This window comes from Gemmatimonadota bacterium (genome assembly GCA_009838845.1).
Classification (GTDB): domain Bacteria; phylum Latescibacterota; class UBA2968; order UBA2968; family UBA2968; genus VXRD01.
Genome location: VXRD01000003.1, coordinates 76,576 through 102,370, shown reverse-complemented (window position 1 = coordinate 102,370; position 25,795 = coordinate 76,576). Strand labels below are relative to the sequence as shown.

General features: G+C 48.1%; 21 protein-coding genes. 20 read left to right on the top strand and 1 reads right to left on the bottom strand.

Annotated elements, in window-relative coordinates:
- Nucleotides 1-99: 99 nt before the first annotated feature.
- Genes F4Y39_00660 through rodA form a run of 5 tightly spaced genes read left to right on the top strand, consistent with a single transcriptional unit; the run spans nucleotide 100 to nucleotide 6,365 of the window.
- Nucleotides 100-861, top strand: coding sequence for an SPOR domain-containing protein (locus F4Y39_00660; GenBank protein MYC12215.1), 762 nt, complete (start codon nucleotides 100-102; stop codon nucleotides 859-861).
- A complete protein-coding gene (locus F4Y39_00655) occupies nucleotides 821-2,728 on the top strand; it encodes a LysM peptidoglycan-binding domain-containing protein (protein MYC12214.1) in 1,908 nt (635 codons plus the stop codon). The genes F4Y39_00660 and F4Y39_00655 overlap by 41 nt, the downstream gene beginning before the upstream one ends.
- 59 nt (nucleotides 2,729-2,787) lie before the next feature.
- Nucleotides 2,788-3,267, top strand: coding sequence for a rod shape-determining protein MreD (gene mreD, locus F4Y39_00650; GenBank protein ID MYC12213.1), 480 nt, complete (start codon nucleotides 2,788-2,790; stop codon nucleotides 3,265-3,267).
- The gene (locus F4Y39_00645; protein MYC12212.1) at nucleotides 3,257-5,122 is read left to right on the top strand and encodes a penicillin-binding protein 2; all 1,866 of its coding nucleotides are present in this window, start codon (nucleotides 3,257-3,259) and stop codon (nucleotides 5,120-5,122) included. Before mreD ends, F4Y39_00645 begins: the two co-directional genes overlap by 11 nt.
- Nucleotides 5,103-6,365, top strand: a complete 1,263-nt coding sequence (gene rodA / locus F4Y39_00640; protein ID MYC12211.1) for a rod shape-determining protein RodA — start codon at nucleotides 5,103-5,105, stop codon at nucleotides 6,363-6,365. Before F4Y39_00645 ends, rodA begins: the two co-directional genes overlap by 20 nt.
- Before the next feature lie 74 nt (nucleotides 6,366-6,439).
- Here the strand turns inward: rodA and F4Y39_00635 are convergent, their stop codons facing one another.
- The gene (locus F4Y39_00635) at nucleotides 6,440-9,994 is read right to left on the bottom strand and encodes a DNA polymerase III subunit alpha (GenBank protein ID MYC12210.1); all 3,555 of its coding nucleotides are present in this window, start codon (nucleotides 9,992-9,994) and stop codon (nucleotides 6,440-6,442) included.
- A 195-nt stretch (nucleotides 9,995-10,189) separates the two neighbouring features.
- Between F4Y39_00635 and aroA the strand changes: the two genes are divergently transcribed.
- The 15 genes from aroA (at nucleotide 10,190) to F4Y39_00560 (ending at nucleotide 25,756) form a co-directional block, all read left to right on the top strand.
- On the top strand, nucleotides 10,190-11,470 hold the full coding sequence (gene aroA / locus F4Y39_00630; protein ID MYC12209.1) for a 3-phosphoshikimate 1-carboxyvinyltransferase: 1,281 nt from the start codon (nucleotides 10,190-10,192) through the stop codon (nucleotides 11,468-11,470).
- A gap of 83 nt (nucleotides 11,471-11,553) precedes the next feature.
- On the top strand, nucleotides 11,554-12,528 hold the full coding sequence (locus F4Y39_00625) for a PD-(D/E)XK nuclease family protein (protein ID MYC12208.1): 975 nt from the start codon (nucleotides 11,554-11,556) through the stop codon (nucleotides 12,526-12,528).
- 25 nt (nucleotides 12,529-12,553) lie between these two features.
- The gene (locus tag F4Y39_00620; protein MYC12207.1) at nucleotides 12,554-13,921 is read left to right on the top strand and encodes a hypothetical protein; all 1,368 of its coding nucleotides are present in this window, start codon (nucleotides 12,554-12,556) and stop codon (nucleotides 13,919-13,921) included.
- A 169-nt stretch (nucleotides 13,922-14,090) separates the two neighbouring features.
- Complete coding sequence (locus F4Y39_00615) at nucleotides 14,091-15,260, top strand: hypothetical protein (GenBank protein MYC12206.1); 1,170 nt, start codon at nucleotides 14,091-14,093, stop codon at nucleotides 15,258-15,260.
- 144 nt (nucleotides 15,261-15,404) lie between these two features.
- On the top strand, nucleotides 15,405-17,009 hold the full coding sequence (locus F4Y39_00610) for an SAM-dependent DNA methyltransferase (protein MYC12205.1): 1,605 nt from the start codon (nucleotides 15,405-15,407) through the stop codon (nucleotides 17,007-17,009).
- Complete coding sequence (locus F4Y39_00605; protein ID MYC12204.1) at nucleotides 17,006-18,322, top strand: hypothetical protein; 1,317 nt, start codon at nucleotides 17,006-17,008, stop codon at nucleotides 18,320-18,322. Before F4Y39_00610 ends, F4Y39_00605 begins: the two co-directional genes overlap by 4 nt.
- On the top strand, nucleotides 18,319-21,189 hold the full coding sequence (locus F4Y39_00600) for a type I restriction endonuclease subunit R (protein ID MYC12203.1): 2,871 nt from the start codon (nucleotides 18,319-18,321) through the stop codon (nucleotides 21,187-21,189). Before F4Y39_00605 ends, F4Y39_00600 begins: the two co-directional genes overlap by 4 nt.
- Nucleotides 21,186-21,527: a M48 family metallopeptidase gene (locus tag F4Y39_00595; protein ID MYC12202.1), complete on the top strand. Its 342-nt coding sequence runs from the start codon at nucleotides 21,186-21,188 to the stop codon at nucleotides 21,525-21,527. The genes F4Y39_00600 and F4Y39_00595 overlap by 4 nt, the downstream gene beginning before the upstream one ends.
- A 275-nt stretch (nucleotides 21,528-21,802) precedes the next feature.
- Nucleotides 21,803-22,675, top strand: a complete 873-nt coding sequence (locus F4Y39_00590; protein MYC12201.1) for a HAMP domain-containing histidine kinase — start codon at nucleotides 21,803-21,805, stop codon at nucleotides 22,673-22,675.
- Nucleotides 22,676-22,685: 10 nt separating this feature from the next.
- On the top strand, nucleotides 22,686-23,051 hold the full coding sequence (locus F4Y39_00585) for a DUF4325 domain-containing protein (GenBank protein MYC12200.1): 366 nt from the start codon (nucleotides 22,686-22,688) through the stop codon (nucleotides 23,049-23,051).
- Nucleotides 23,020-23,574, top strand: coding sequence for a PIN domain-containing protein (locus F4Y39_00580; GenBank protein ID MYC12199.1), 555 nt, complete (start codon nucleotides 23,020-23,022; stop codon nucleotides 23,572-23,574). Before F4Y39_00585 ends, F4Y39_00580 begins: the two co-directional genes overlap by 32 nt.
- Nucleotides 23,575-23,715: 141 nt before the next feature.
- Nucleotides 23,716-24,114: a clan AA aspartic protease gene (locus F4Y39_00575; GenBank protein MYC12198.1), complete on the top strand. Its 399-nt coding sequence runs from the start codon at nucleotides 23,716-23,718 to the stop codon at nucleotides 24,112-24,114.
- A 445-nt stretch (nucleotides 24,115-24,559) separates the two neighbouring features.
- Nucleotides 24,560-24,841, top strand: coding sequence for a hypothetical protein (locus F4Y39_00570; protein MYC12197.1), 282 nt, complete (start codon nucleotides 24,560-24,562; stop codon nucleotides 24,839-24,841).
- Nucleotides 24,842-24,845: 4 nt separating this feature from the next.
- Entirely contained in the window at nucleotides 24,846-25,304 is a 459-nt protein-coding gene (locus F4Y39_00565; protein MYC12196.1) for a hypothetical protein, read from the top strand.
- Entirely contained in the window at nucleotides 25,301-25,756 is a 456-nt protein-coding gene (locus tag F4Y39_00560) for a nucleotidyltransferase domain-containing protein (protein ID MYC12195.1), read from the top strand. The genes F4Y39_00565 and F4Y39_00560 overlap by 4 nt, the downstream gene beginning before the upstream one ends.
- The last annotated feature ends 39 nt before the right edge of the window (nucleotides 25,757-25,795 follow it).

Below are 25,795 nucleotides of genomic sequence, written 5' to 3'. Positions count from 1 at the left end.
ATATAAGTCGTTGACAAATTTTGCATGTATTCTTAAAGTGTGAGGTGAAATCGCGTCTGGGCAATGAACAGAGGTAGATGGCACGGGTGAAGATAAAAAATGAACCTGACCACTGCTCGTGGAGACAAAATGATGAGAAAAAAAATCTTGTTATTTGTCTTATTTGTCGTGTTCCTGATCGGCTGTGTCGCACCGCAGACCCAAATCGTCCCCCCGGCTGATTCACCGATGGCTGATTCATCGGCAGCCGATTCGTTGGCGGCGCGAGAAGAATTTGACCCGCAGACGCTCATGGACGACGACCCGGTGTTGCAAACACCTGTACGCGCCGAAGCAATATCCCCTGCGGAAGTATCACAAATTGAGGGCTTCCGCGTTCAAGTTGCAGCCCTTCGCGATCACAACCGGGCAGAAGCTTTGCGCGAACAAATTCAGCGTGAGGCTCAGGTCCTGACATATATGCATCTCGACGAAGACATCCAACTCTACAAAATTCAAGCGGGCAACAGCCGCACGCCCGAATCGGCCAAAACACTACGCGACGCCATCAGAGCACTGGGCTTTCCCGATGCTTATGTGGTTCGCACACAAATTGCCAATGTGCTACCTGAAAGCGGTGCCACATCGGGATTTCGAGTTCAAATTTTTTCGTCATCGACGCGAGGCTCAGCGGAAAATGCACAAATGCAAGCGCGTGTTCAACTGGCGCGCGACGATGTTTTTATCGATTTTGAACCCCCTTATTTTAAGGTGCGCGTCGGCAATTTTCAGACGCGCAACGATGCAAAAATATTACTCGAGGAGGTAACAAAAAAAGGCTATGAAACAGCATTTATTGTACAGACAAAATCTTCTCAATAACGCGAAGGCTGCCATGCGGTATAACCTTTGTCTCATTGCGGTTATAGTTTTGGCGGGTTGCGCTACTACCGCACGCACTCCCCTCACACCCGCACCTGCCCCCGTAACTTTACCAGAAGTTACAGAACCAGCAGAAGTTGTAGAACCAATTATACCAATAAAGCCTTCTATAGCTATAGAAAATATAGAAGATATTGAACCCAAGGGCGATCGTCTCTATGAACTGCTTCAAAATGCCGCAGTCGAAACCCACTCTCTTCGCGTAAGAGCTTTGCTCGATACGGCAGCGCACATGTTGCGCCATCGTTTTGTTTCTGAACCGAATACAGCCGCCAAATGGACCGCGACAATGCGTTTTACACTCGAACGCTATTACGCGATTTCGTCCCGTGCGCCCATACCACCGCATGCGCCACTGGCAACCCTGCTCAATACCCTTCCCGAATCTGTAGTTGCCGACTTGTTGCATCATCCGCACTATCGAGAACTAAAAATAAGAGTGCTGGCAGGGCAAGCCGATGTACCTATTGACCTGACCCCCGAAGTCATGGCTTACATCCAATATTTCCTTACGGAAAAGCGCGACTTCTTTGAACGCAGTCTGTCTCGCTCCACCGCCTATCTGCCCATGATCCAAACTGTTTTCCGCGAACAGGGCCTGCCTTTGGACCTCGCGTACAAAGCCATGATCGAAAGCGGATTTAATCCCCGTGCACTCTCGCGTGCATACGCCCTGGGCATGTGGCAATTTATGTACCGCACTGGCTTGCTCTATGGCCTGCGGCGCAACACCTATATCGACGATCGCATGAACCCCGAAAAATCTACACACGCTGCTGCGCGACATCTCAATCATCTATACACCTACTTTGGAGATTGGCGCCTCGTTGTCGCGGCCTACAACTGTGGACAGGGTCGGATGGATCGCGCCATTGCAAGATCCAGAACCCGCGACTTTTGGGAAATCGACGCATTACCCAGAGAAACCCGCAATCATGTACCCAAATTTATGGCTATGGTCATCATCGCCAAAGACCCCACTTTTTTTGGCTTTAAAGATGTTGTCTATCAACCTCCCATGTCTTATGACAAAGTCGTTTTAACAGAACCAGTAAACCTGCGTTTGGCAGCGGAATGTGCGGGCACTACCTATACCTGGCTGAGGCACCTCAACCCCGAACTGCGTCGTCCATATACACCGCCTGCCATGCGGCGAAACGCCTATACTTTGCGCGTTCCAAAAGGCACAGGCGCGAAATTTAGAGCCAATTACGCGCAAATACCAGAACACAAAAAGATCCAACTCATTGACTATGTGGTCAAACGCGGCGACACCATATCGGGCATCGCATCCCGTGTGGGGGTGTCGTCAGCCGACCTGCAGGCAGCCAATGGCATCACCAACCCTCGCCGCCTGCAAATCGGTCAGAAACTCAGCATTCCAATGTATCCCCACGCCAAACGCGTGTCTGCTACAACACAGACACGCCCGGTACTACAAACAAAAAATATCAGCCACAAGCCCGACCCCAAACACTATCGCCAGATCAATGTCACGGTGCGCACAGGTGATACTCTATGGGGCATTGCCAGACGAAAAGGCATCACGGTCTCGCACCTGCGCGCGTGGAATAATCTGAATACCAATCATCCCATTCATCCGGGAGATCGTCTCACATTATGGGTGCCCAAAGATGGAACATCGGAATCTACTATCTTTTATACAGTACGCACGGGCGATACCTTGTGGGGCATAGCGCGCGCCTTTGATACCAGTGTGGCAGCTTTGCAATCCTGGAATGACATTCGAAGTCCATCGCGCTTGCGGCCCGGCACGCGCATTCGCGTTAGAGAAATTGCGGATTAAAAACTGCCAGCTATCCGTTTTTAATCCGCTCCAATGGGTGAAAGCTGACTGTTTTACCAATGATTATCACCCGCAATATTTTGCTCATTCTTTTGGCACTGCTTATCCAGGCATCCTGGATCGATAGCCTCGCCATTTACGGCATTGCGCCGGACATCGTCATCATCATACTGGTTTTTATTGCCTTTACCCGAGGGCAAATTGAAGCGACGGTACTGGGTTTTATATCGGGATTGCTCATCGACATATACGACCCCGGCACGCGTTTGGGTGTCAATGCTCTCGGCAACAGCCTGATTGGTTTTTTTGCAGGTTATAGCCGTGTGAGCGTTGCCGCAGAAGCCCTGCGGGCACAGGCCGCCATTTTATTTTTGGCAACACTCTTACACGATATAATTTTTTTTCTCGTTGCTTTGCAACCGTTCAAAATTTTGAGCATCGGATTGGGTACAGGCCTTTACACAGCTGTATTGGGTATGGCATTGTCGTCTGTCCTCACTCATTTCTCACTTCTCAATATTGAATCCCATGCAGAATGACTTCACACATAACGGCATTCGAGCACATCGCGCACGCATTCTTTTCGGTGTAATCGCGTTTCTCTTTGGCATATTGGGCATTCGCCTCTATATATTGCAGATTGCCGAATGGGAACAGTATCGCATCCAATCTGAAAAGAATACCATGCAGCCCGTCATCATCCAGGCCAATCGCGGCCTGATCCGCGACCGCAATGGTATCATTTTGGTCGATAACAGACCAGCTTATAACATCTCAGTCATTCCCCCTCGCTTTTTGGCAAATATTGAAGAAGATAAATGTAATGGGCTTCTCGAACGCCTTGGGCAAATTGTAGATCTGCCCTGCAAAACAATAACAGAAAAATTGCAATCGCATAATCGGCATTTTTACGACCCGGTCAAACTCAAACTCGATGTGGATTTTGAAACCATTTCCATCATCGAAGAAAACCGCTATGACTTTCCAGGTGTAGAAATCCAAATCGAACCCCGCAGGGGCTATCCCATCTTTGACACACCCGCGGTGCTTTCCACCGGGTTTTCGCACGCCCAGCACAACACCAGTAACCCCCTGGTCTTAGCACCCCATATTTTGGGCTATGTCGGGCTTATCAACGCATCTCAATATACCCACATGAAAACGCGGGGATATGGCTACGACGACCAGATTGGAAAACGAGGTATTGAGCGCATATTTGAAGACCGAATGCGAGGCCATAAAGGCGTCAAATACATCGAAGTGAATGCAAAAGGACGCGAAGTGGGCAGTTTCCCCGAAAAAACAGATCCTCCCATTTCCGGTGAAGATTTGTGGCTCACGCTCGACTGGCGCGTGCAGCATGCCGCTGAGCACGCCTTTGCAGATAGCATGCGCGGCAGCCTGATTGCCATGCACCCACAATCTGGCGAAATCATTGCCATGGTCAGCAAACCTGGTTTTCATCCACAATCTATCCGGGCCCCCAAAGCCTGGCAGCACTTACAAACAGACCCATCAAAACCCTTGCTCAACCGCAGCCTTAAAGGCGAATATCCACCCGCTTCGGTCTTTAAAATGATCACATCAATAGCCGCTTTGGACCTGGGCATAATCAAAGCCGATGAATATCGCTTGAGACCATGCACAGGAGGCATGGTTTTGGGCGATCGCCGGTTTAGATGTCACAACAAAAAAGGTTGTGGGCCTATCAACATGCGACAAGCACTCGTAAAATCGTGTGATGTATTCTTTTACCAACTCGGCCTCAAAGTGGGCATTGACAACTGGCATCGGTATGCCGCTATGTTCGGATTTGGCGAATTGACAAATATCGACATCGCTTCGGAAGGCGATGGTGAAGCACGCGGTCTGCTGCCCAACCGCGCCTATTACAAGCAAAGGCACGGCTTCTGGGCTGGTGGCTATATGCTCAACCTGACCATTGGGCAAGGGGAACTTCTGGCAACACCCCTTCAGGTGGTGCGCTATACGAGCGCGCTGGCAACCGGTCAGTTACCTACTCCGCATGTGATCAAAGGCGCACAGGGAGGAACCACATCTCTACCCCTCTCGAAAGAGGTAATTAAAACAGTGCAAAGCATGATGGAAGACGTGGTCAACAGCCCTGGCGGCACCGGGTTTTCTGCCCGTTTACCCAATATTGTCGTTGCGGGAAAAACGGGCACCGCACAAAATCCCCATGGTGAAGACCACGCCTGGTTTGTCGCTTATGCACCGGCAGAAAACCCGCGCATTGCCATTGCTGTAATTGTTGAAAACGGCGGTTCGGGGGGTAGAATTGCCGGGCCTATTGCACAAAAAACGCTCGAAGCCTATTTCGAACACACGGTGCCAAAACCCACCGACGAAATGATTGTGGTCAATAACCAGTAACCTCTCTTTTTTCGAGGTAGTTGTGAGTCTTTCTCTATTTGTTCGACGCGACCTCGACATCGGTCTCCTCTCAGCAATATGCCTGGGCATTGGTGTGGGCATTACCACCATATACAGTGCCAGCTACAATTGGGATTTGGGCCTGGCCGGCAATATTTATGAAAAGCAAATCCTCTGGGCCTTACTCGGGTTTATTGCCATGATCATCACCATGGCCATTCCCCTTAAACTTTTTTACGCCTTTGCCTATGTCCTTTATGGCCTGACAGTTACACTTTTGATACTCGTGCTCGAATTGGGGGACCGGCGTTGGCTCAACGTTGGTCCCATTCACATACAGCCTTCTGAATTAGCCAAGATAACGACCGTCCTGGTACTCGCGCGCTTTTTGACCTATCGCAACCGCGACCTGACCCGCGTACGTGCCTTTATCCCTCCTCTGTTGTTCGTTCTCGTACCCATCTTACTCGTTTTTAAGCAACCCGATCTGGGCACCGCTCTGGTTTTTAGCATTCTCATCCTGCCCATGTTCTTTTGGGCCGGTGCCAAACCCCTTCATCTATTTTTTTTGATTTCTCCTGCCCTCACCCTGATATGTGCTTTTCACCCATGGATGCTGGTTGCGGTGGTAATCCTGCTCATTGGGATCCTTTTCCATGAACGCACCCGTTTGTCCACCGCAGGCATCTTGCTATTGGTCAATCTCGCGGTTGCTATCGCCGCACCTTATGTATGGGAAAACAAACTCCACGACTACCAAAAACGCCGTATCCTCACCTTTCTCGACCCCAATATAGACAAACTCGGCGCGGGTTATCAGGTCATTCAGTCCAAAATCGCCATTGGGTCTGGTGGTCTCAAGGGCAAGGGCTTTTTAGAAGGCACACAAACCAAACTCGCCTTTTTACCCGAACAACACACCGATTTTATTTTTTCCGTTATATGCGAAGAATTTGGATTTCTCGGTGCCTTTTTTGTTCTGGCATTATTTGTGTTCATCTTATGGCGCGCCTTGTCCATTGCCGTACAGACCAAAAACCGCTTCTCCAGCTTGACCGCTATCGGTCTGGCGACCATTCTCTTCTTCCACATTTTTGTCAACATCGGCATGACCGTCGGCATCATGCCCGTCACGGGCCTACCTTTGCCTTTCCTGAGCTACGGAGGTTCCACCCTCATCACAAACATGATCCTCATTGGTCTGTTGCTCAACATTTATGCCAACAGGTATGAGGATTATTAAAGATGTAAAACGCAAAAGGCGAGAGGTCATCCGGCCTCTCGCCTTTTATTTTTATTCATTTTTCTCGTCTCTCATCACGCCGTTACAAGCCCCCCCTCGAAGACCATTTCATCGGATTGGCGTCTCGCCGCACGTCGGGCTCGTCCCACCTCAGTTGATACCCAGGCATTAGCCCTGCCGTCCGTGAGTTCGACAATTTCTCGCAACAGGGCATCGGAAGGCAACACCTGAACCTGGCGAGACAGGACGACGGTTGAATGGTCGCGCTCCAATTCCAGATGTAATCGCAACTGACAATTGCCCGGATGTCTCAGACACAGGGTATGCAGTGATTTGAGTGGCTCCATTCGAATCAAATCACCCGGCAACATCACATTGACGGTATCGGCCAGTTGCTCGCGCGCTTGCTCGATAGGCATCGCATTTTCAACCTGCACCGAAGACCGCCCATTGCGTGCGGAAAATCGACCTTGTAAAACCACCATTTCATCGACCAGCAGTTGCTCGCGCAATTTTTCAAAATTATCGGAAAACACCACGAGATCAACCGTGCCGCTCAAATCTTCCAGCACACCAAAAGCCATGGGCCGGCCATCGCGTGTCGTATGCGGTTTTACCTCGGTCAACACGCCTCCAATCTGGACCTCAGCACCATCGGGCAATCCCGTCAGATCACTTACCGATCTCATACCCATTTCCGCCAAATCGGTTCTGTAGCGTTCCAGCGGATGCCCCGAAAGATAAAAGCCCAGCATATCTTTTTCATAAGCGAGGCGTTCGCGCTCAGTCCATTCCTCAACCTCGGGCAGCGATTGGTCGTTCACCACCTGCGTTTGCATCTCGACCATTTCAAACATGGAGATTTGCCCGCGCGCGCGATCCATCTGTACAGATTGCGCCATCTCCAGTGCGCGGTCTAAGGCTTCGAGCAACTGCGCGCGATGCCCCGGCACGCAATCATAAGCACCGGCTTTAATCAGACTTTCGATACACCGCCTGTTCACAGCCTGAGAATCCACGCGGTCACAAAAATCAAATAGCGACTCAAAAGGGCCATCTGCTTCACGCGCTGCAACAATCGCTTGAACCGCACTGCGCCCCACATTGCGAATGGCAGCCATACCCATTCGAATCTCATTTTTGGTCGCCACAAAATCGACCTGCCCTTCATTCACATCCGGGGGCAATACATCCAGATCCATCCGCCGGCATTCTTCAATCAAAACGACCAGACGCTCGATATTGCCAATTTCACTGTTGAGGTTCGCCGCCATAAATTCAGCCGGATAATGCGCCTTGAGATACGCGCACTGGTAAGCCACCATCGAATAGCCCGCACTATGCGCCTTATTGAACCCATAGCCCGAGAAAACCTCAATATCTCGCCATATTTGTTGTGCAACCGTTTTCTCAACGTCATTGGTCATGGCACCTTCTAAAAATTCGAGCCGATACTTTTCCATTACATCGGCCAACTTCTTCCCCATGGCTTTGCGGATGCCATCGGCTTTGGCAAGTGTAAATCCGGCCAGGTCGCGGCACAGGCGCTGCACCTGTTCCTGGTAGGTAATAATGCCGTACGTCTCTTCCAGAGCCGGGCGCATCTTCTCATCGTCATACGTCACTTCTTCCCGCCCGTGCTTGCGGTCAACGTAATTGGGAATGTACTGCATCGGTCCCGGGCGATAAAGCGCGTTCATCGCAATAATATCGTCAATCGTATCCGGCTTCAGTTGTTGCAAATAGCCCCTCATCCCCGCGCTTTCAAACTGAAACACCCCGGTCGTATCCCCCCGGCCAAACAGGCGATAGGTCTTCTCATCGTCCAGAGGCAAGTTATCCACATCCACATCCACGCCGTAATTTTCCTTCACCATCTTCACGGCATCGTCAATCACCGTCAGATTGCGAAGCCCCAAAAAATCCATCTTCAAAAAGCCCAGGTCTTCCACATGGTGCATATTGTACTGCGTCATCACCTCGCCGCCTTTGGGCGCTTTGTAAACGGGCATAAACTCGGTCACAGGCTCGGGCGTAATCACCACCGCAGCCGCGTGAATCGACGCATGGCGCGCCAGACCTTCGAGTTGCTTTCCAATACCGATCATCTTTTGCCCCGTGCCCCCATCTTCCGCAATCTGACGCAACTCGGACACCTGATCGAGTGCTTTATTGAGCGTCACCTTCAATTCTCCGGGCACCAGTTTTGAAATTCTATCGACTTCGGCAAATGGCTGGTCCAACACCCGCCCCACATCGCGAATCACGCCCTTTGCACCCATGGTGCCAAACGTAATCACCTGACACACATTGTCGCGCCCGTATTTTTCCACCACGTAATCAATGATCTGCTCGCGGTCGCGGTCGGCAATATCGTAATCAATATCGGGCGGCGAAATCCGCTCGGGATTCAAAAACCGCTCAAACACCAGCCCGTATTCGATGGGATCCACAGCCGTAATACCCAGTGCATAAGCCACCAGACTGCTCACCGCAGACCCACGCGCGCCTGCGCGGATGCCAGAGGCATTGGAAAATTGCACCAGATCGTGCAAAATCAAAAAATAGCCCGGATATCCCGTCTGATCGATCACACCCAACTCAAACTTCAGGCGCTCCTCATGCTCAGCGGTCACCTGCTTACAACGCGTTTCCATGCCCTTGTGCGCCAGATCTTTCAGATAATCACTGGCCGAATCATACTTCTCTGGCAAAGGGAAATCGGGCGCGTGAGACTCATCAAATGAAATCTCCAGATTGCATTTTTCGGCAATCTCAAGCGTGGGTTCCAGAACGTGTGGCATATCCTTAAACAGCTCGTACATCTCCTCTGCCGACTTAAAATACACGCCTTCGGGATAACACATGCGCTTGGGATCGTCCAATGTCTTACCCGTCTGAATAGCGACCAGAGCCGCATGCGCTTCGTGGTCTTCAGCGCGCGTAAAATGCGAATCATTGGTCGCCACCAAGGGCACGCCCATCTCCTCGTGCAGCTTGACCAATCCGGGATTGATCTTTTTTTCTTTGTCAATGCCGTGTCGCTGAATCTCCAGATAATAATCATCGCCGAAAATATCGAGATACGTCTCCACGGCCTTTTGCGCCGTCTTATATCCCTCGCGTTCGATCAAATAGGGTATCTCGCCCCCGACGCACGCCGACAGGCAAATCAGCCCTTCCGAATGCTGGCGCAGCAAGTCTTTGTCTATGCGCGGATTATAATAATAGCCCTCGAGATATCCCGCGGACACCAGCTTGATCAGATTTTTATAGCCCGTATAATTTTTGACCAGTAAAACAAGATGATTTGAACTGCCCTGAAGACCCGGCATAGATTTTTTGTCAAATCGACTTCCGAGCGCGCAATACACTTCGCACCCGATAATCGGATTGACGCCCACATCTTTCATTGCGCGATAAAAATCAATGGCACCAAAAAGATTGCCGTGATCGGTCATCGCAACCGCAGGCATGCCCCATTCGGCGGCTACCTGGGCAATATCTTCTATTCTCGACGCACCATCGAGCAGGCTGTACATGGTGTGGCTGTGCAAATGGACAAAGTCAGAGGATTTCATCAACACGCTCCCGTAAATGGAGATGTTGGGGGAGGGCATCTCGGACAAACAAAGAAATCGGAGAGAGGGAAAAGAATCAGGAGAGAATATTACAATCTGCTCTCTAATCTAAAACCGGTACCGGAAAAAATCAAGCGACAGAATGGCAGGGTGTAACGCCATTAAAACAGGACATCGAAAAAACGCCCACAGAAAAACTATTGTGCATTGTGCATTTTTAATTTTTCATTTATTTTTAGACCTATGAAAACTCTTGAAATTCAACCCATGACAGCCCCAGTCGATGCAAATGTCGCGATTCCGGGTTCTAAAAGCATCACCAACCGCGTTCTGCTGATTGCCGCACTTGCCGATGGCATCAGCCACCTCAACAACGCACTCATGAGCGATGATACGCAGTATATGGTAAATGCCCTGCGCGATCTGGGCATTCGCGTGGAAGAAAACGAAACAGAGGCTGCATTTCGCGTCTATGGCACAGGCGGGCGCATCCCCGCTGATCAGGCAGAACTTCACATTGGCAACTCGGGCACCTCGGCGCGCTTTCTCGCGGCATATCTCGGCCTGGGTGCTGGAACCTATACCATAGATGGCGTCGAACGGATGCGCGAGCGCCCCATCCAGGATCTTCTCGACGGCCTCACCCCCCTCGGTGTAACCGCGCGTTGTGAAGGCAAGGACGGGCTATGCCCCCCCGCGCTCATCGTCGCCTCTGGCCTCAAAGGCGGCCGCACCACCATGAACGGCAGCAAAAGCAGCCAGTATTTCACGGCTCTGCTCCAGGTGGCTTCCTACGCCCAAAGTGATGTCGAAATCCACGTCAAAGGCGACCTCGTATCCAAACCGTATATCGACCTCACCATTGCCGTCATGCGCGACTTCGGCATTGAAGTCACCAATAATAATTACCGCTTTTTCACAGTGCGCGCAGGTCAGCGCTATCATTCCCGCACCTACCTGATCGAACCCGATGCATCCAACGCCTCCTATTTTTTTGCCGCAGCCGCACTCACCCTCGGTCGCGTGCGCGTACCCAATTTAACAGCGCAATCCATTCAGGGCGACATCGGCTTTGTCGATATTCTGTCCAAAATGGGCTGTGATGTGCGCAAAGACTCTGAAGGCATTGAAGTGCGCGGAACAGGGCGTCTGTCGGGCCTCGACATCGACATGAACGCCACGCCCGACATCGTGCCAACCCTGTGCGCCCTGGCCCCGTTTGCCTCTGCTCCAATCAGCGTACACAACGTAGCCGTCCTCCGCATCCACGAAACCGACCGCATCGCCGCACTCAAAACCGAACTGAACAAGCTCGGCGTGCGCGTTGACACCCGCGCCGACGGCCTCACGGTCTATCCCGCAGACCACATCCAACCCGCGGCACTCGACACGTACGACGATCACCGCATGGCGATGAGTCTATCGCTGATCGGACTAAAAATCCCCGGCATTGTCATTAACGACCCCGACTGCGTCAACAAAACATTTCCGACGTATTTCGATGTCTTAAACTCATTGTATTGAATCTGCATAATTAGCGGCAAAGGTACCTTCTGTCCGCCCCCTTTCATCCGTGTTTATCTGTGTTCATCTGTGGTTGCTTTTTCATGTCCAATTTCCAAAACGAATTTTCCTGGTCGCCTTCGCGCCATCGCATGTTTGATTCGTGCAAACGACAATACTATTTCAACTACTACGGAAGCTGGGGAGGCTGGGACAAAGACGCAGACGCGCAGACCCAGTTGCTCTATCGCCTGAAAAAAATAACCACAGTACCGCAACTCGTCGGTACCGTGGTTCACGACGCCATCAGCAACGCGCTCAACGCACTGAAACTGGGACGCGATATTCTCCCCTTTGCCGTCGAGACCTACGCGCAAAATTTATTCCGCCAACACCTGCAAGAATCCGCGGAACATCTCTGGCGCTATTCAGCCTCTCGATACACCAATTTGTTTGAACACTATTACAACGAACCCTTTACAGAAACCGATCAGAACAAGTCGGCCAATCACATCTCGACGAGTCTCAACGCTTTTTTCGCCTCCAAAGCCTACGCCACCCTGCAATCTGCCCGCCCCGAAGACTATCTCACCATTGAAGACCTCACAGATTTTACCCTTGCCAATACCAAAATCTGGGTCGTGCTCGACGTGGCGATTCGCCGCGACAAATCGGTCTATATCTTCGACTGGAAAACCGGGCGCGAACGCCAGGCCGACCGCCACCAACTCGCTGTGTACGCCCTCTATGCCACCTCGCAGTGGGGCGTCGCATTATCCGACCTGCAACTCCAGGACATCTACCTGCAAACCAACACCGAGCGCACCCTACACCTCTCTCCCGATGACCTCGACCAGACCCGTATATTCGTCACCGAAAGCGTCCAGAAAATGCGCGCCCTCCTCGACGACCCCGAACAAAATACCGCTTCACAAGACACCTTCCCAATGACGACAAATACCCACCTGTGTACCACCTGCCCCTTCAAAGCCGTGTGCTACCCCGATGACAGACCTGCCAGACAATCCACCCCACAACCCGACACAGAACAAGACCCCGTTCAGCTCTCACTTTTTTAATTTTTTGTTGACGAAAGAGTCCAAAATGGAACGACAAGATAACAACAGTTCACCTATCCACATCGGCACAGACCGCCAATTATTCGTGGACAATTTCTGGATTGCCGAAACGCGGGGTGTCACGCAGCGCTTGCATGAACCTGTGCGTCGTGAGGTTGTAATTTCCCCTGAACACCCGTGGGAACGGGGCGGTGTTTCCTATATGGTAACATTCCGCGAGGGCGACCGGTTCCGCGCGTGGTATCGCTGCGACCAGGAGATGCCGATTCATGATACGCGTCAACCGCTCATCGCCTACGCTGAAAGCACCGACGGCATTCACTGGGAGAAGCCACGACTCGGACTGATTGCGTTTCAAGATTCGAAAGAGAATAACCTCGTCTGGACGGGACCGGGTAATAACATGTCGCCGTTTCTCGACGGTAACCCCGACGCGTTGGACGAAGAACGGTACAAAGCCATTGTACGCACTGGCGATGTACTCGCGTTGGTCTCGCCTGACGGTCTCCGCTGGCGACTAATGCAGGATGCGCCAATCCTGACCGATCAACCCTTTGATTCACACAATATCGCCTTTTGGGACGTGGAACGGGAGGAATATGTCGCGTACACGCGCGGCGTGGCGGGTAAGGGCAACTTCATAAACGGGGTGCGCTGGATTCGCCGCACGACCTCCAAAGACTTTCGCCATTGGACACCGCTTGAACTCATCGACACCGGCGAGACGCCCTTTGAACATCTCTATACCAATGCCTGCGTACCTTATGAACGGGCGCCGGGAGTGTATCTGATGTTTCCGTCACGCTTCGTGCCAGAACGCGAGCCAATTCCGGGCTGGAAATACGGTTCAGGCGTAAATGACATCGTGTTTATGTCCAGCCGCGATGGACGCCACTTTGACCGCTTCATGGAGGCTTTTGTCCGTCCCGGGCTCGATGAGGGCAACTGGCATGAGCGCGGGATGTTCATGGAGCGGGGCATTCTGCAAACATCGCCCGATGAACTCTCGCTGTACGGTATGGAAAACTGGCGCCTACCAACTGTCCATATTCGCCGATTCTCGCTCCGGACCGACGGGTTCGTGTCGGTCCGGGCAGGCTACACTGGCGGCGAGTTCGTCACCCGTCCGTTAATTTTCACAGGCGACAGTCTGAGATTGAACTTTTCGACATCAGCGGTGGGATTTGTGCGCGTTGAAATCCAGGATACGGAAGGGCATCCGCAGCCGGGCTTCACACTGGACGAGTGCCCTGAGATATTCGGTGATGCCATCGACGGTACAGTCCGTTGGGAGAGCAGGGGAGATATGCGTCTGCTGGCAGGTCAGCCGGTGCGGTTACGCTTCACCCTAAAGGACGCGGATTTATTTGCGTTTCGGTTCCAGCTAAGTTAAAAACCGCGCGGAGGTTCGGCAGCTTCGCAAACACGTTTTCCAAGAATGCTCAAATTCATTACATTACCTGAATAAAGAATCGCCACCTTAAAACAATAGCCAGATGGCATAGTTTGGCAAGCTCTGATTTTAATTTCTAAACACACGCGCATCAAGGGGCCGGAAAAAAATGGGAAAAATTGCTCAGATAGAAAGAATAGCAGAGTTGTTCTATGAGGATGATGATTTTCGAAAGATCACTAAACACATAAAGAACCGTGGCTTTCACCTCTTTTCTGCAATATGCAGAGACAAGGATGAACGCACCCTTGCAAGATCAATCAGGTATTTTCTCGATCCATCAGAGTCCCACGGATTAGGTCCTAAGCTATTGAGGAATTTCCTTCATGAACTTGTCGTTTTAAAGAGAGAGAAATGTGCTGACTCGGAGCACTGTAAGCTACATATTGATTCACTTCCGCTTGAGCGTTGCTTGGTCCGTCGAGAAGTTTCGCTCGGTGAATTCGGCAGAGCAGATGTGGTAATTGACCTACCTGAAAAACTTTACTGTCTGGTTGAACTGAAACTGTATTCCAGCGAAGGCCTTGAACAGACCAATAGGTACAATGAATTCTTACAGAGTAGAGTTGAACGTAATCACGGCATTGTATTAAGGTGCTTTTTAACGCCCGACGGACATCCTGCACAAAGCGACAACTTTACCCCGATGTCCTTTGAGGTGTTAAAAAAAATATTTGGTAATGCCAAAGTCTTGTCACAGGTCAATAACGATAATCACTTTCTTTTAGATCACCTGGTACGCTGGATAAAGGAATTATGCCCTATGGAAGATAATTTGAAACAGATATGCCGAAGTGTCTATGCAAAATTTCAGAAAGAGATTGATTTGATAATGCAGCATGCCCCGACGCCGACGGCTTTTCTAAAAGAGGTAAGTTCCAAGATCAATGAATTGTATTCCAACGATTACTACGCACATTCTGGAAACAACTGGCTGACAGTGAGTCCGACCTGCTGGCTCGAAGATGAGATGCTTCAAAATACAAAAAGCTACAGCAAGGTATACATAGGGTTGAATTACGATGAAGAAGACCTCCTTCACTGCGACATCATTGTTCCAAATAAAAAGTGTCGCGACTATATATACGAGCAATGTACAGGAGTGAAGGACAGCCATCCTTGGTGGCGTCTCAGGATTGCTACGTACGAGAGCTTTGACCCCAAAAATTTGGCAACCGATTGGGACAAACGAGTAAATAAAATTTCAAAGAAAACGAAAGAACATTGTGATACAATGTTTCGCAATGTGGATGCTGAAGAGATTAAAAATCTCTTGTAAGTCATTTGTTGTCTCTTCACACTGTGTTCTCGCCATGGCTATACGCACCTTTGCCGATCCGAACGTGTAATGAATCAAACAATTTTTTATTTATCAGGAGAGTGCCTTTTGAAAAAAAATGATACTGCAGTAGATGCCCAGCAAATGACGATTCCATCTGCCCCTTCAAATCAGGAATATCTGGACATATCTACCCTTGAAACATGGTTATGGGATGCTGCCTGTGTAATCCGTGGTACAACCGATGCTCCAAAATTCAAAGATTTTATCTTACCCCTAATTTTCTACAAACGGCTCTCCGATGTATTCGATGATGAATTTGCTCAACAGGTTGAGATATTTGGTGATGAAGCAACTGCACGGACAATCATTGAGGCTGACCATGAAGATGCCCTAAAAACTGAACGCAGTCCGATTGTGCGTTTTTATATCCCTCAAAAGTATAGTTGGCAAGAACTCCGTAACCACCCGGCAGATGAACACTTGGGAGAATTTGTAACCGAAGCAATGCGTGAGGTTGCCCGTCTTAATCCACAGTTGGCAGGTGTAATTGATGTCGAGGACTTCAACCAGCGACAGAGCGGACAGCGGACCCTTGACGATGACCGACTAGAGGCACTGATTGAAGTGATAAGTCAGCATCGGCTTGGGCTTCAAAATACAGAGCCAGATATCCTCGGGCGTGCTTATGAATATCTATTGCGGAAATTTGCCGAAGGACAAGGACAGAGCGCGGGAGAGTTCTACACGCCCAAAGAGGTCGGGTGGTTAATGGCAAAACTCATTAACCCTGAATCTTACACCACCATTTACGATCCGACATGCGGTTCGGGTGGACTACTAATCAAACCTCTTCTGCTATTTGAGCAGATGTATCCAGATAAAAAGAGCCAAGCACCCCAAATCTATGGACAAGAATTAACTCCCACGACTTACGCCATGGCGAAGATGAACGCCATACTGCACGATTTTATCGGTGCGGATGTGCGTATCGGCGACACCTTCCGCAATCCACGATTTGTCGCTGACGATTCATCACTTCAACGCTTTGACTATGTGCTTGCCAATCCGATGTGGAATCAGAAGGAGTATGACGAGAATTTTTACACAAATGACCGCTGGAAACGATTTTCCTATGGAGAGGCACCGAATTCATCAGCAGATTGGGCCTGGGTACAGCACATCCTTGCATCCCTAAAAGAAACCGGACGCGCCGCAATTGTGCTCGATACTGGCGCAGTGTCTCGCGGCTCGGGCACTAAGCAGAACAATCGGGAGCGCGAGATTCGCAAAAGGTTTGTGGAAGCAGACCTAATTGAAGGCGTGATACTTTTACCCGAAAATCTATTTTACAACACAGGCGCGCCCGGCATCATCTTGCTACTGAATCGTTGCAAGCCGATAGAACGCAAAGAACAAATCCTGTTGATCAACCTTTCTAATTATTTCGAGAAGGGTACCCCAAAAAACGTTCTAACCGATAAAGGGATTGATGCCGTTACAGAGGTATATCAGGCGTGGGAATCCCGGGAGAAGTTGAGCAACATTATCACCCTTGAAGATGCCCAAAAGACCGATTATAACCTGAGTCCTTCCCAATTCGTGGACGTGGGAGACAAAATTGAACACCGTCCTGTCTATGAGATTCTGACAGACTTAACGGACGCACGTATCGCCCGCGAAAAGGCGGATAAAAAGTTAAAAGATGTGTTGACTCGTCTTGGGTTGAATGAGGAGAGATTTCAATGAGTGAGATGAAAAAGAAAGACGAATCTCGTAAGCAGACGGAGATTGGGAGGATACCTGAAAGCTGGGAGATGGTACGTTTGGGGGAAGTTGCTACATTTACAAAGAAACCAAGGAATCTAATATATTCAAAATATAATGAAGTCCCATTTGTTCCGATGGAGTTGATTCCTATTGCTAAGCTATTTTCGAAAAAATTTATACCTAAAACAAACGACGAACTAAAGAGTGGGACCTACTTTGAAACCGGGGACATTCTTCTTTCTAAAATTACGCCATCCTTTGAAAATGGGAAACAGTGTATCATTAAGGAGTTGCCAACGCCATTTGGTATTGCAACAACTGAGATAATTCCAATTCAGGCAGTTGTAGATGTTAGCGATAAATTCTACCTTTTTTATTATTTATTGCTTCCTAATGTTCGCGCTATGCTTGCAGGGAGAATGCAAGGTACGACTGGTCGGCAACGATTAAGCAAAGAAATACTTGCTAACTTGGAAATCCCCCTTCCCCCACTTCCTGAACAGCACGCCATTGCCCATGTATTACAGACAATCCAAGAGGCAAAGTTTGTCCGGCAACGCGAAATTGCGTTAGAGCGCGAACGCAAAGCGGCGTTGATGGATTACCTTTTTTCACACGGCACGAAAGGCGAACCCCGCAGACAGACGGAGATTGGAGAGATTCCTGAGAGTTGGAAGGTAGTGAAATTGGGCGATAAAGTAGAGTTGAAGAATGGAATTAACTTTAAGAAAGAGCAGAAAGGGCAAGGCATTTTAACAGTAGATGTCTTGAATATGTACTCTGATGGAATTTATCTCAATACTGATAACCTGTATAGGGTTGACTATAAGATACGGGATAGGGATTTATTAAAGACTAAGGATATTTTGTTTGTCCGTTCATCTCTAAAGCAAGAAGGGGTTGCTTGGGCATCATTGTTTAATGAACATGAAGAACCAGTCACATTTTGTGGTTTTTTAATTCGAGCAAGGTTAACAACATTAGAGATTGACCCCGAATTTTTAACTAATTATTTTCGTACTTCTTTCGCTCGAAAATTGCTCGTTTCCAAATCGGCAAGATTGGCAATAACTAACATTAGCCAGGCTACTTTAAGCAGTTGCCCAATTGTCCTACCATCTTTTTTTGAACAGCGTGAAATCGCCGAAATCCTACAAGTCTTTGACAAAAAAATCGCTACCCTTGAACAAGAAGCAGCACACATAGATGAACTGTTCCACACCATGATTGACGAACTGATGACTGGCCAAAGGTCTGCTGTTCCCTTGCTTGAAAGTGGAGTGATACAATGAGCGAATATACGGCTGTCCAGGAACCGATGCTTCGATACGGTGATCAGATTGGATGGACCTGTGTATCCCAGACGCAAGCCCTGCAAATGCGTGGTGGCGATACTGGACTGTACTTTACTGACGTGCTGGAAGCACAACTGATGAAGCTCAACAAAGGAATATTGGACCAATCCGGATGTATGGAAATTATGCGCCGGTTGCGTTTGCTCAAACCGACGCTTGAGGGAAATCAAGACGCGCTTTCATGGCTACGCGGTGAACATTCAATTTTTGTCCCAAGTGAGAATCGCGAGCGTAACATCACCCTGCTTGATTTTGATACTCCTGCCAATAACCTGTTTCATGTAACCGATGAATGGTCGCAAAAAGGCATCGTCCACCGCAATCGTGCCGATGTGGTGTTTCTGATTAACGGGATTCCGGTGGCAGTAGTGGAGGCCAAAGCCGCCAACAAACAGGATGGATTGGCAATCGGTGTGGAACAAATCCGCCGCTATCACCGAGAAACACCGGAGATGTTTACCACCGCGCAACTGTTTGGCGTTACGCAGTTGATGGACTTTTTTTATAGCGTGACCTGGAACACCAGCCGCAAAAACCTATTCAACTGGAAAACCGACGAACCCACGAACTACGAGCAGAAAGTCAAAACTTTCTTTGACCGCGATCGCTTTCTAAAAGTGTTGCATCAGTCTATTATTTTTCAGAGCAAGGATGATGAACTGACTAAAGTTGTGTTGCGTCAGCACCAGACCCGTGCGGTGGAAAGGGTAATAGAGCGAATTCACGACCCGTACAAGCGACGAGGGCTTATCTGGCACACGCAGGGCAGCGGTAAAACCCTGACTATGATAACCATTGCCTCCCGACTATTGCACGGTAGAAGGGAAATAGAAAAGCCCACGGTGTTAATGCTAATTGACCGCAATGAACTGGAAAGCCAGCTTTTTAGAAATATCACTGGTTACGGGATCACCACGCATAAAGTCGCAGCGAGCAAGCGAGACTTGCGAAATATTTTGGCATCCGATTATCGCGGCCTGATCGTATCAATGATTCATAAGTTTGACGATATACCCGCGAATATTAACACCCGTGAAGAGGTAATTATACTGGTTGACGAAGCACACCGTACAACCGGTGGCGATTTGGGAAATTACCTGATGGCAGCCCTGCCCAATGCGACCTATATCGGCTTTACCGGCACTCCGATTGACAGGCTTTCTCAAGGCGAAGGAACCTTTAAGGTTTTCGGTGTGGACGATGAGCAGGGTTATCTGGATAAATACTCGATAGGAGAATCCATTGAAGATGGTACGACTGTTCCTTTGAATTATGCCCTTGCGCCATCTGAGTTGCGCGTTGAACGCGAAACATTGGAACGAGATTTTTTAAACCTTGTGGCAGCAGAAGGCATTAGCGACCTGGAGGAACTAAACGCGATTCTGGATAAGGCAGTACAGTTGAAAGAAATGATGAAAGCTCCTGAAAGGGTGGATAAGATTGCCGAGTATGTTGCCCGACATTTCCGGGACAATGTAGAGCCAATGGGATTTAAGGCGTTTCTGGTTGCTGTAGATCGCGAGGCGTGTGCGTTGTACAAGCAGGCACTCGATAAATATCTACCGTCGGCGTATTCGGAGGTCGTCTATTCACCGTACCATCAAGACCCTGAACTTATGAAAGCGTATCACCACACCCCAGAGAAAGAGAAAGAGATCCGTAAAAAATTTGCCGAGAAAAATGCTCAGCCGAAAATTCTAATTGTGACTCAAAAGCTGTTGACTGGCTTCGACGCGCCGATTCTTTACTGCATTTACCTCGACAAACCGATGCGTGACCATGTGCTGCTACAATCAATTGCCCGTGTCAACCGACCTTATGAGGACGAAGACGGGTTGGTAAAACCATATGGGTTTGTCTTAGATTTTGTCGGCATCTTTGAGAATCTGGAAAAAGCACTTGCTTTTGATTCTGATATGGTAGAGAGTGTGATTCAGAACCTTGACGTACTCAAAGATGCTTTCTCTAAGCTGATTCGCGAGGACGCGCCGCGCTATTTGCCTTTTGCCAGTGGTTGGGACGACAAGGCAAAAGAGCGAGCCATTGAGCATTTTGAGGACAAGGACCGTCGAGAGGCTTTTTTCAAATTCTTCAAGCAAGTTCAGAATCTCTATAATATTCTTTCACCAGATGCTTTTCTACGCCCATTTATCAAAGATTATCAGGCTCTTGCATCGCTCTATGGACTGATTCGTAACGCCTATACAGACCGCATTTACGTTGACAAAGAGTTGACCGCCAAGACGCGGGATTTATTACAGCAGCATACAGAGAGCGATACGTTTGAATTGCCCGGTTCTGTTCACGAATTGGGCGCAGACGCATTGAGAAAAATTACGCAGAGCTATGTATCCGATACGGTGAAAGTGCTGAATTTGCGAAAGGTACTGACTGAGGTGGTAATAGACGAAAGCCCATCAAAGCCGTTTCTGATTTCGATTGGAGAACGCGCAGAGATAGTTTCAGAGGCTTATGAAAATCGTCAGCTTACGACACAACAGGTATTAATGGAGTTTGAGAAGTTATCAGAAGAATATGAACGGGCTTCAAACGAACGCGACCAAATGGGCCTGGACGAAAATGCCTTTGCAGTTTATAAGGTTCTCAACGACTTCAAAAAAGACATTACTCCAGAACATGCACGAGCCGTTAGTGTATTGTTTGATCAATTTCCTGATTATCAGTGGAATCATCACCATAACAGTGAGTTGAGAACTACGCTCTACCAAATATTAATACCTATAGTTGGAGGCAAAAATCTGATCGAAACAGCAAACGCCCTATTGAGGTTGCAGCGAATATGAATTCCGAAAAAGTATGGGATAAATCAGGAGATTTAAAAGGCGTAGTATGGCAATGGGCAGACCGCATTGGTGTGAAGGTGCGGGAGGTTCATCTGCGTGACATGCGAAGGAAGTGGGCATCTATATCGACGAATGGGCGATTGACTCTTAGCACAGATTTGCTCGATCTGCCAGAAGCGTTGAGGGAATTTGTCATTGTTCATGAATTAGTACATCTTCTTGCACCAAATCATAGCAGACTGTTTAAAAGTTTCATGTATGCATACCTTCCCGATTGGGAACAAAGGCAACATGCCTTACAGACCTTGCCTAATAGTGCTGAAACAGGTAATATGTAATCGTTTGGGAAATGTTTTCAGGTGCTATACAGGTCTGTATAAGGTATAGAAACAAAATTAAGGAAGCATAGAGATAAATACGACAGATAAAAATTTATGACTTCACTACGGACATTTTTAGACGTGTAATAGCACACTTGACACGGACATGTCCCCCTGTTATTTTGCTCAAAATCAGCATAGTATAATTATTCGCAAGATGCGGTATATAAGGCTATTACGAACTGTAAAATGAAAAAAAGTATTGTCAAAAACGTACATATGGAGGTGAAAGCGTGAGGGTTACTCTGCCGCCTATTCGTCATGATCGGCGAGGTTTTGAAAGACTTGTTCACCTCCATGCACAAACCAAGGATTGTTTTTGTGATAATATTGAAATTGACATGAGAGGAACGACATGGTTTGACGCCGATATGTGTGCGGCATTTGGTGCAATACTCTATAACTTAGGTGCAAAACTGAACACCGTCAGATTGACACATATCCCTCATGAAGTTCAAAATATTCTTTCGAGAAACGGTTTTCTCAGTCACTACGGACGAAATAAAATTCCAGATGATTGGGGCTCCACCATTACCTACAAACGATTTGATACCAAAGACGACCGCTATTTTTCTGGCTATATTGAATATGAGCTTATATATCGTTCCGAGATGCCTAAAATGTCTTTGGGGCTGCTGAAAAAATTTCGCGAGAGCATTTTTGAGATATTCAGCAATGCCGTTTTGCACTCCAGCACTGAGAGGGGGATTTTTAGTTGCGGACAATTTTTTCATAAACGCAAAAAACTTGATTTTACAGTGGCAGATCTGGGAGTGGGCATGCGCCAAAATATAAAAACTCATACAGGACTTGACTTTTCGCCAGAAAAAGCGATTGAATGGGCAACTGAGGGTAATAATACAACCAAGCGTGGCAGTGTACCAGGTGGATTGGGTTTGAAGATACTCGGTGAATTTATTGACTTAAATCGCGGCTGTATTCAGATCGTTTCGGATGCTGGCTATTGGCAACGTAGAAATGGACATACTTTTACGGCACAACTAAGCGAACGATTTCCCGGCACTGTGGTAAGTGTAGAAATAAATACAGCGGATACAGCGTCCTATGGCCTTACTTCCGAAATAAATGCAGCAGATATTTTTTAGAGGGATTACCATGCAAAAAAATATTGAAATTTCATTATTTGAAGTTGTAGGCAATCCCTTGTGTGTAGCTTCCGGGGATGGACAAAAAGTCTATGAGCGTCTTGAATCTGGACTTAAATCTGGCCATAGAGTTGTACTCTCATTCCGCAATGTTACGACTTTGACCTCTGCATTTTTGAATGCAGCAATTGGGCAGCTATATGGAACATTTAACAGTGAACAAATCCGTTCTCTTTTAGAGGTAAAAGATATAGAACAAGATGATCTGGAGTTATTGAAGCGCGTCATTGAGACAGCCAAGCAATATTTTCGAGACCCGGAAAAATTTAACCAGGCCGTTCAGGATGTGCTGGAGGAAGAAAACGATGGCACTTAATACAGTGTCAGTGGAAAAATATCGTTTTAAATCTCAAGATAAATTGTTTCTGGATACCAATATATGGTTTTATCTCTATGCTCCTCAAAACCCCAACAGTTATTGGGTGAATATATATTCTAAAGCATTTGGGCGTATTCTGGCTGCAAAGAGTTGTATTTATATTGACATCCTTGTCGTTTGTGAATTTATCAATGCCTATGCGAGACTAAAATGGCACACCAATGCATCCCATATTGAATTTAAAACTTTTCGCAACAGCAAAGATTTCAAACCCATAGCTCAAGAAATTGCTGACAATACTAAGCGTGTTCTGAGCCACTGTTCACGGATAGAAAATGACTTTAAGAAAGTAAAAATAGATGACCTCCTGAATGATTATGCTACTGGTGATTTCGATTTTAATGATCAAATGATAACCGATTTGTGTAAAAGAAAAGGATTGAAACTGATCACAAATGACGGTGATTTCAAAGGTCAAGGCATACCTATTCTAACTGCAAACGGCAAGTTATTGCGTTAATTTTATGATGCGATATTGCAAAAAAGAGGCGGCCTGAGTTGATTCAGGCCGCCTCTTATCGTATGCTACAAAGACGGACATCCAGATAGGTCTCATATCGACAGGTATGCAATCCAAAACCATCCTAATTGGAGAAGCACCATGGCCTCGGTTTATGTTGACGTAACGATCCGCAATCCCGCGGACCGACAACGTAGCTGGACCGGCAAATTTTTAGTCGCTACTGGCGCGTTCGACTCACTCGTGCCAAGGGTGTGCCTTGAAGAGATTGGACTCGAACCGAGGGGTAGCCGCGATTACGTACTTGCAGACGGAAATCCTATGACCATGGATATAACCATTGCCGAGATCGAGTTCGAGGGAGAAATCGTCGGTGGAACCATTGTGTACGGAGAAGATGGAGCGGAACCATTGCTCGGCGTTACCGCTTTAGAATCCGGTGGATTCGAGGTTGACCCTCGGAATGAAGAACTTAAGAGGCTACCAGCCGTTCTGCTGAAGGCTACTCATGGCTTTGTTCGCGGCGATATTGAAGGGTAAGAGTAACATGAACGACAACAAAGATGGATTTGTAGGCGGATTCATCAAAGGCTTTTGTGTCGTCTTTTTCGGTGCGTTGCTTATAGTCGGCTTACTCATCGTCATTGCGCTGACTCTTTAAGCCTATTTTAGTTCCACTGTCACCTCTGGCGCGTTTGCCATCCCGGTAATTTTTACTCGTATGGGAATGGCTCTGCCCAGATGAAATCCAGAAAATTGAATGGGCATATCCCGCACATAATCCAACTGCTCCTTCAAAGCCGTGTGCTATCCCCCTGAGAGACCTGCCAGACAACCTACCCTACAACCCACCACATAACAAGAACCCGTCCAACTCTCATTTTTTTAATTTTTTGTAATGGAAACGCTTTTCTTAGCAGTCTAAATTGGTTTCTTTTTTGAAAATTTAATCTAAAAAAAATGATAAGACTGTATGGAGGCATAAATGAATGTAAAAGAAGCCGTGCGGGCGGCGAACAAATACATAACCGAACTATTTGCCGACGAGGAAGTTCAGGACCTGGGACTTGAAGAGGTGGTATTCGACGAAACAGCAAATGCCTGGAAAATAACCATAGGTTTCTCTCGCCCCTGGGAACGGCGGAGCCTGGCAGCCAACCTCGGGGGACAAGACTGGAAGAACCGTTCGTTCAAAGTCGTTGAAATCAATGACCACACCGGTGAAATCGTAGGCATGACCCATCGCTCTCTAACCACCTCGAATTGATCTGATGCGATCTAAAGAAGCCTTTATTGACGCAAATCTCCTGGTGCTACTTGTCGTCGGCCAAGTAGATCGAACACTGATCGAGAGACATCGCCGGACGCGCAGATTTACACCGGAAGACTACGACCGCCTATTGGGAATCATACAAACGCTAAATCGAGTTTTTGTTACACCGAATACGCTTACCGAAGTGTCCAATCTCCTCAAATACGATAGAATGAATCTCACCCGGTTGCTTGAAAAACTCCGATCCATAATTGATGACAGTGAGGAGATCATTGTCGATAGTACCACCGCCGCACACAACAGCGCATTCACTCGGCTTGGGCTGACCGATGCCGCGCTTTTGGAGGTTATTTCAGAGGAAAGGCCACTGATCACTGTGGACTTCGACCTTTACAGTGCTGCTTTTGAGAAGGGAGAGGAAGCCGCGCGTAACTTCACATATCTTCAGAATTTATGACTTTAAAAAATTTGACATTGACGTGCGAAGAACGCATTTGGCTTGAAGCTTACCAGAAAACTCTGGAAGCACAGTTTGCGGATCTCATAAAAGATCTCATTATCTTTGGTTCCAAAGCGCGTGGATCATCTAATGGGGAATCTGATTTGGATGTTCTCGTTATCATCTACGAAGGAGATTGGAAAACTAAGAAGTCCGTTGCTGAACCCGGATATACGCTCGCGATTGGCACCGAGGTTGTGCCTTCGCTTATCGTACTTACTGCGGAGGAATGGATATACCACCAAGACTATGAAGCCCCCTTCTGGCAAACCGTTACGCGAGATGGAATACCTGTTTTTCACCAGAAAACCGAAGATTTTGCCGTTTTTGATCGCGTAGCAGAAGCTTTCAAAGATGTGGATGACTTATCTGCCAAGATAGACCAAGCCATACAAACTGACTCAGCATAAAAGTACAAATCTGTAATACTGAAGTGCTCGTCAATAGGA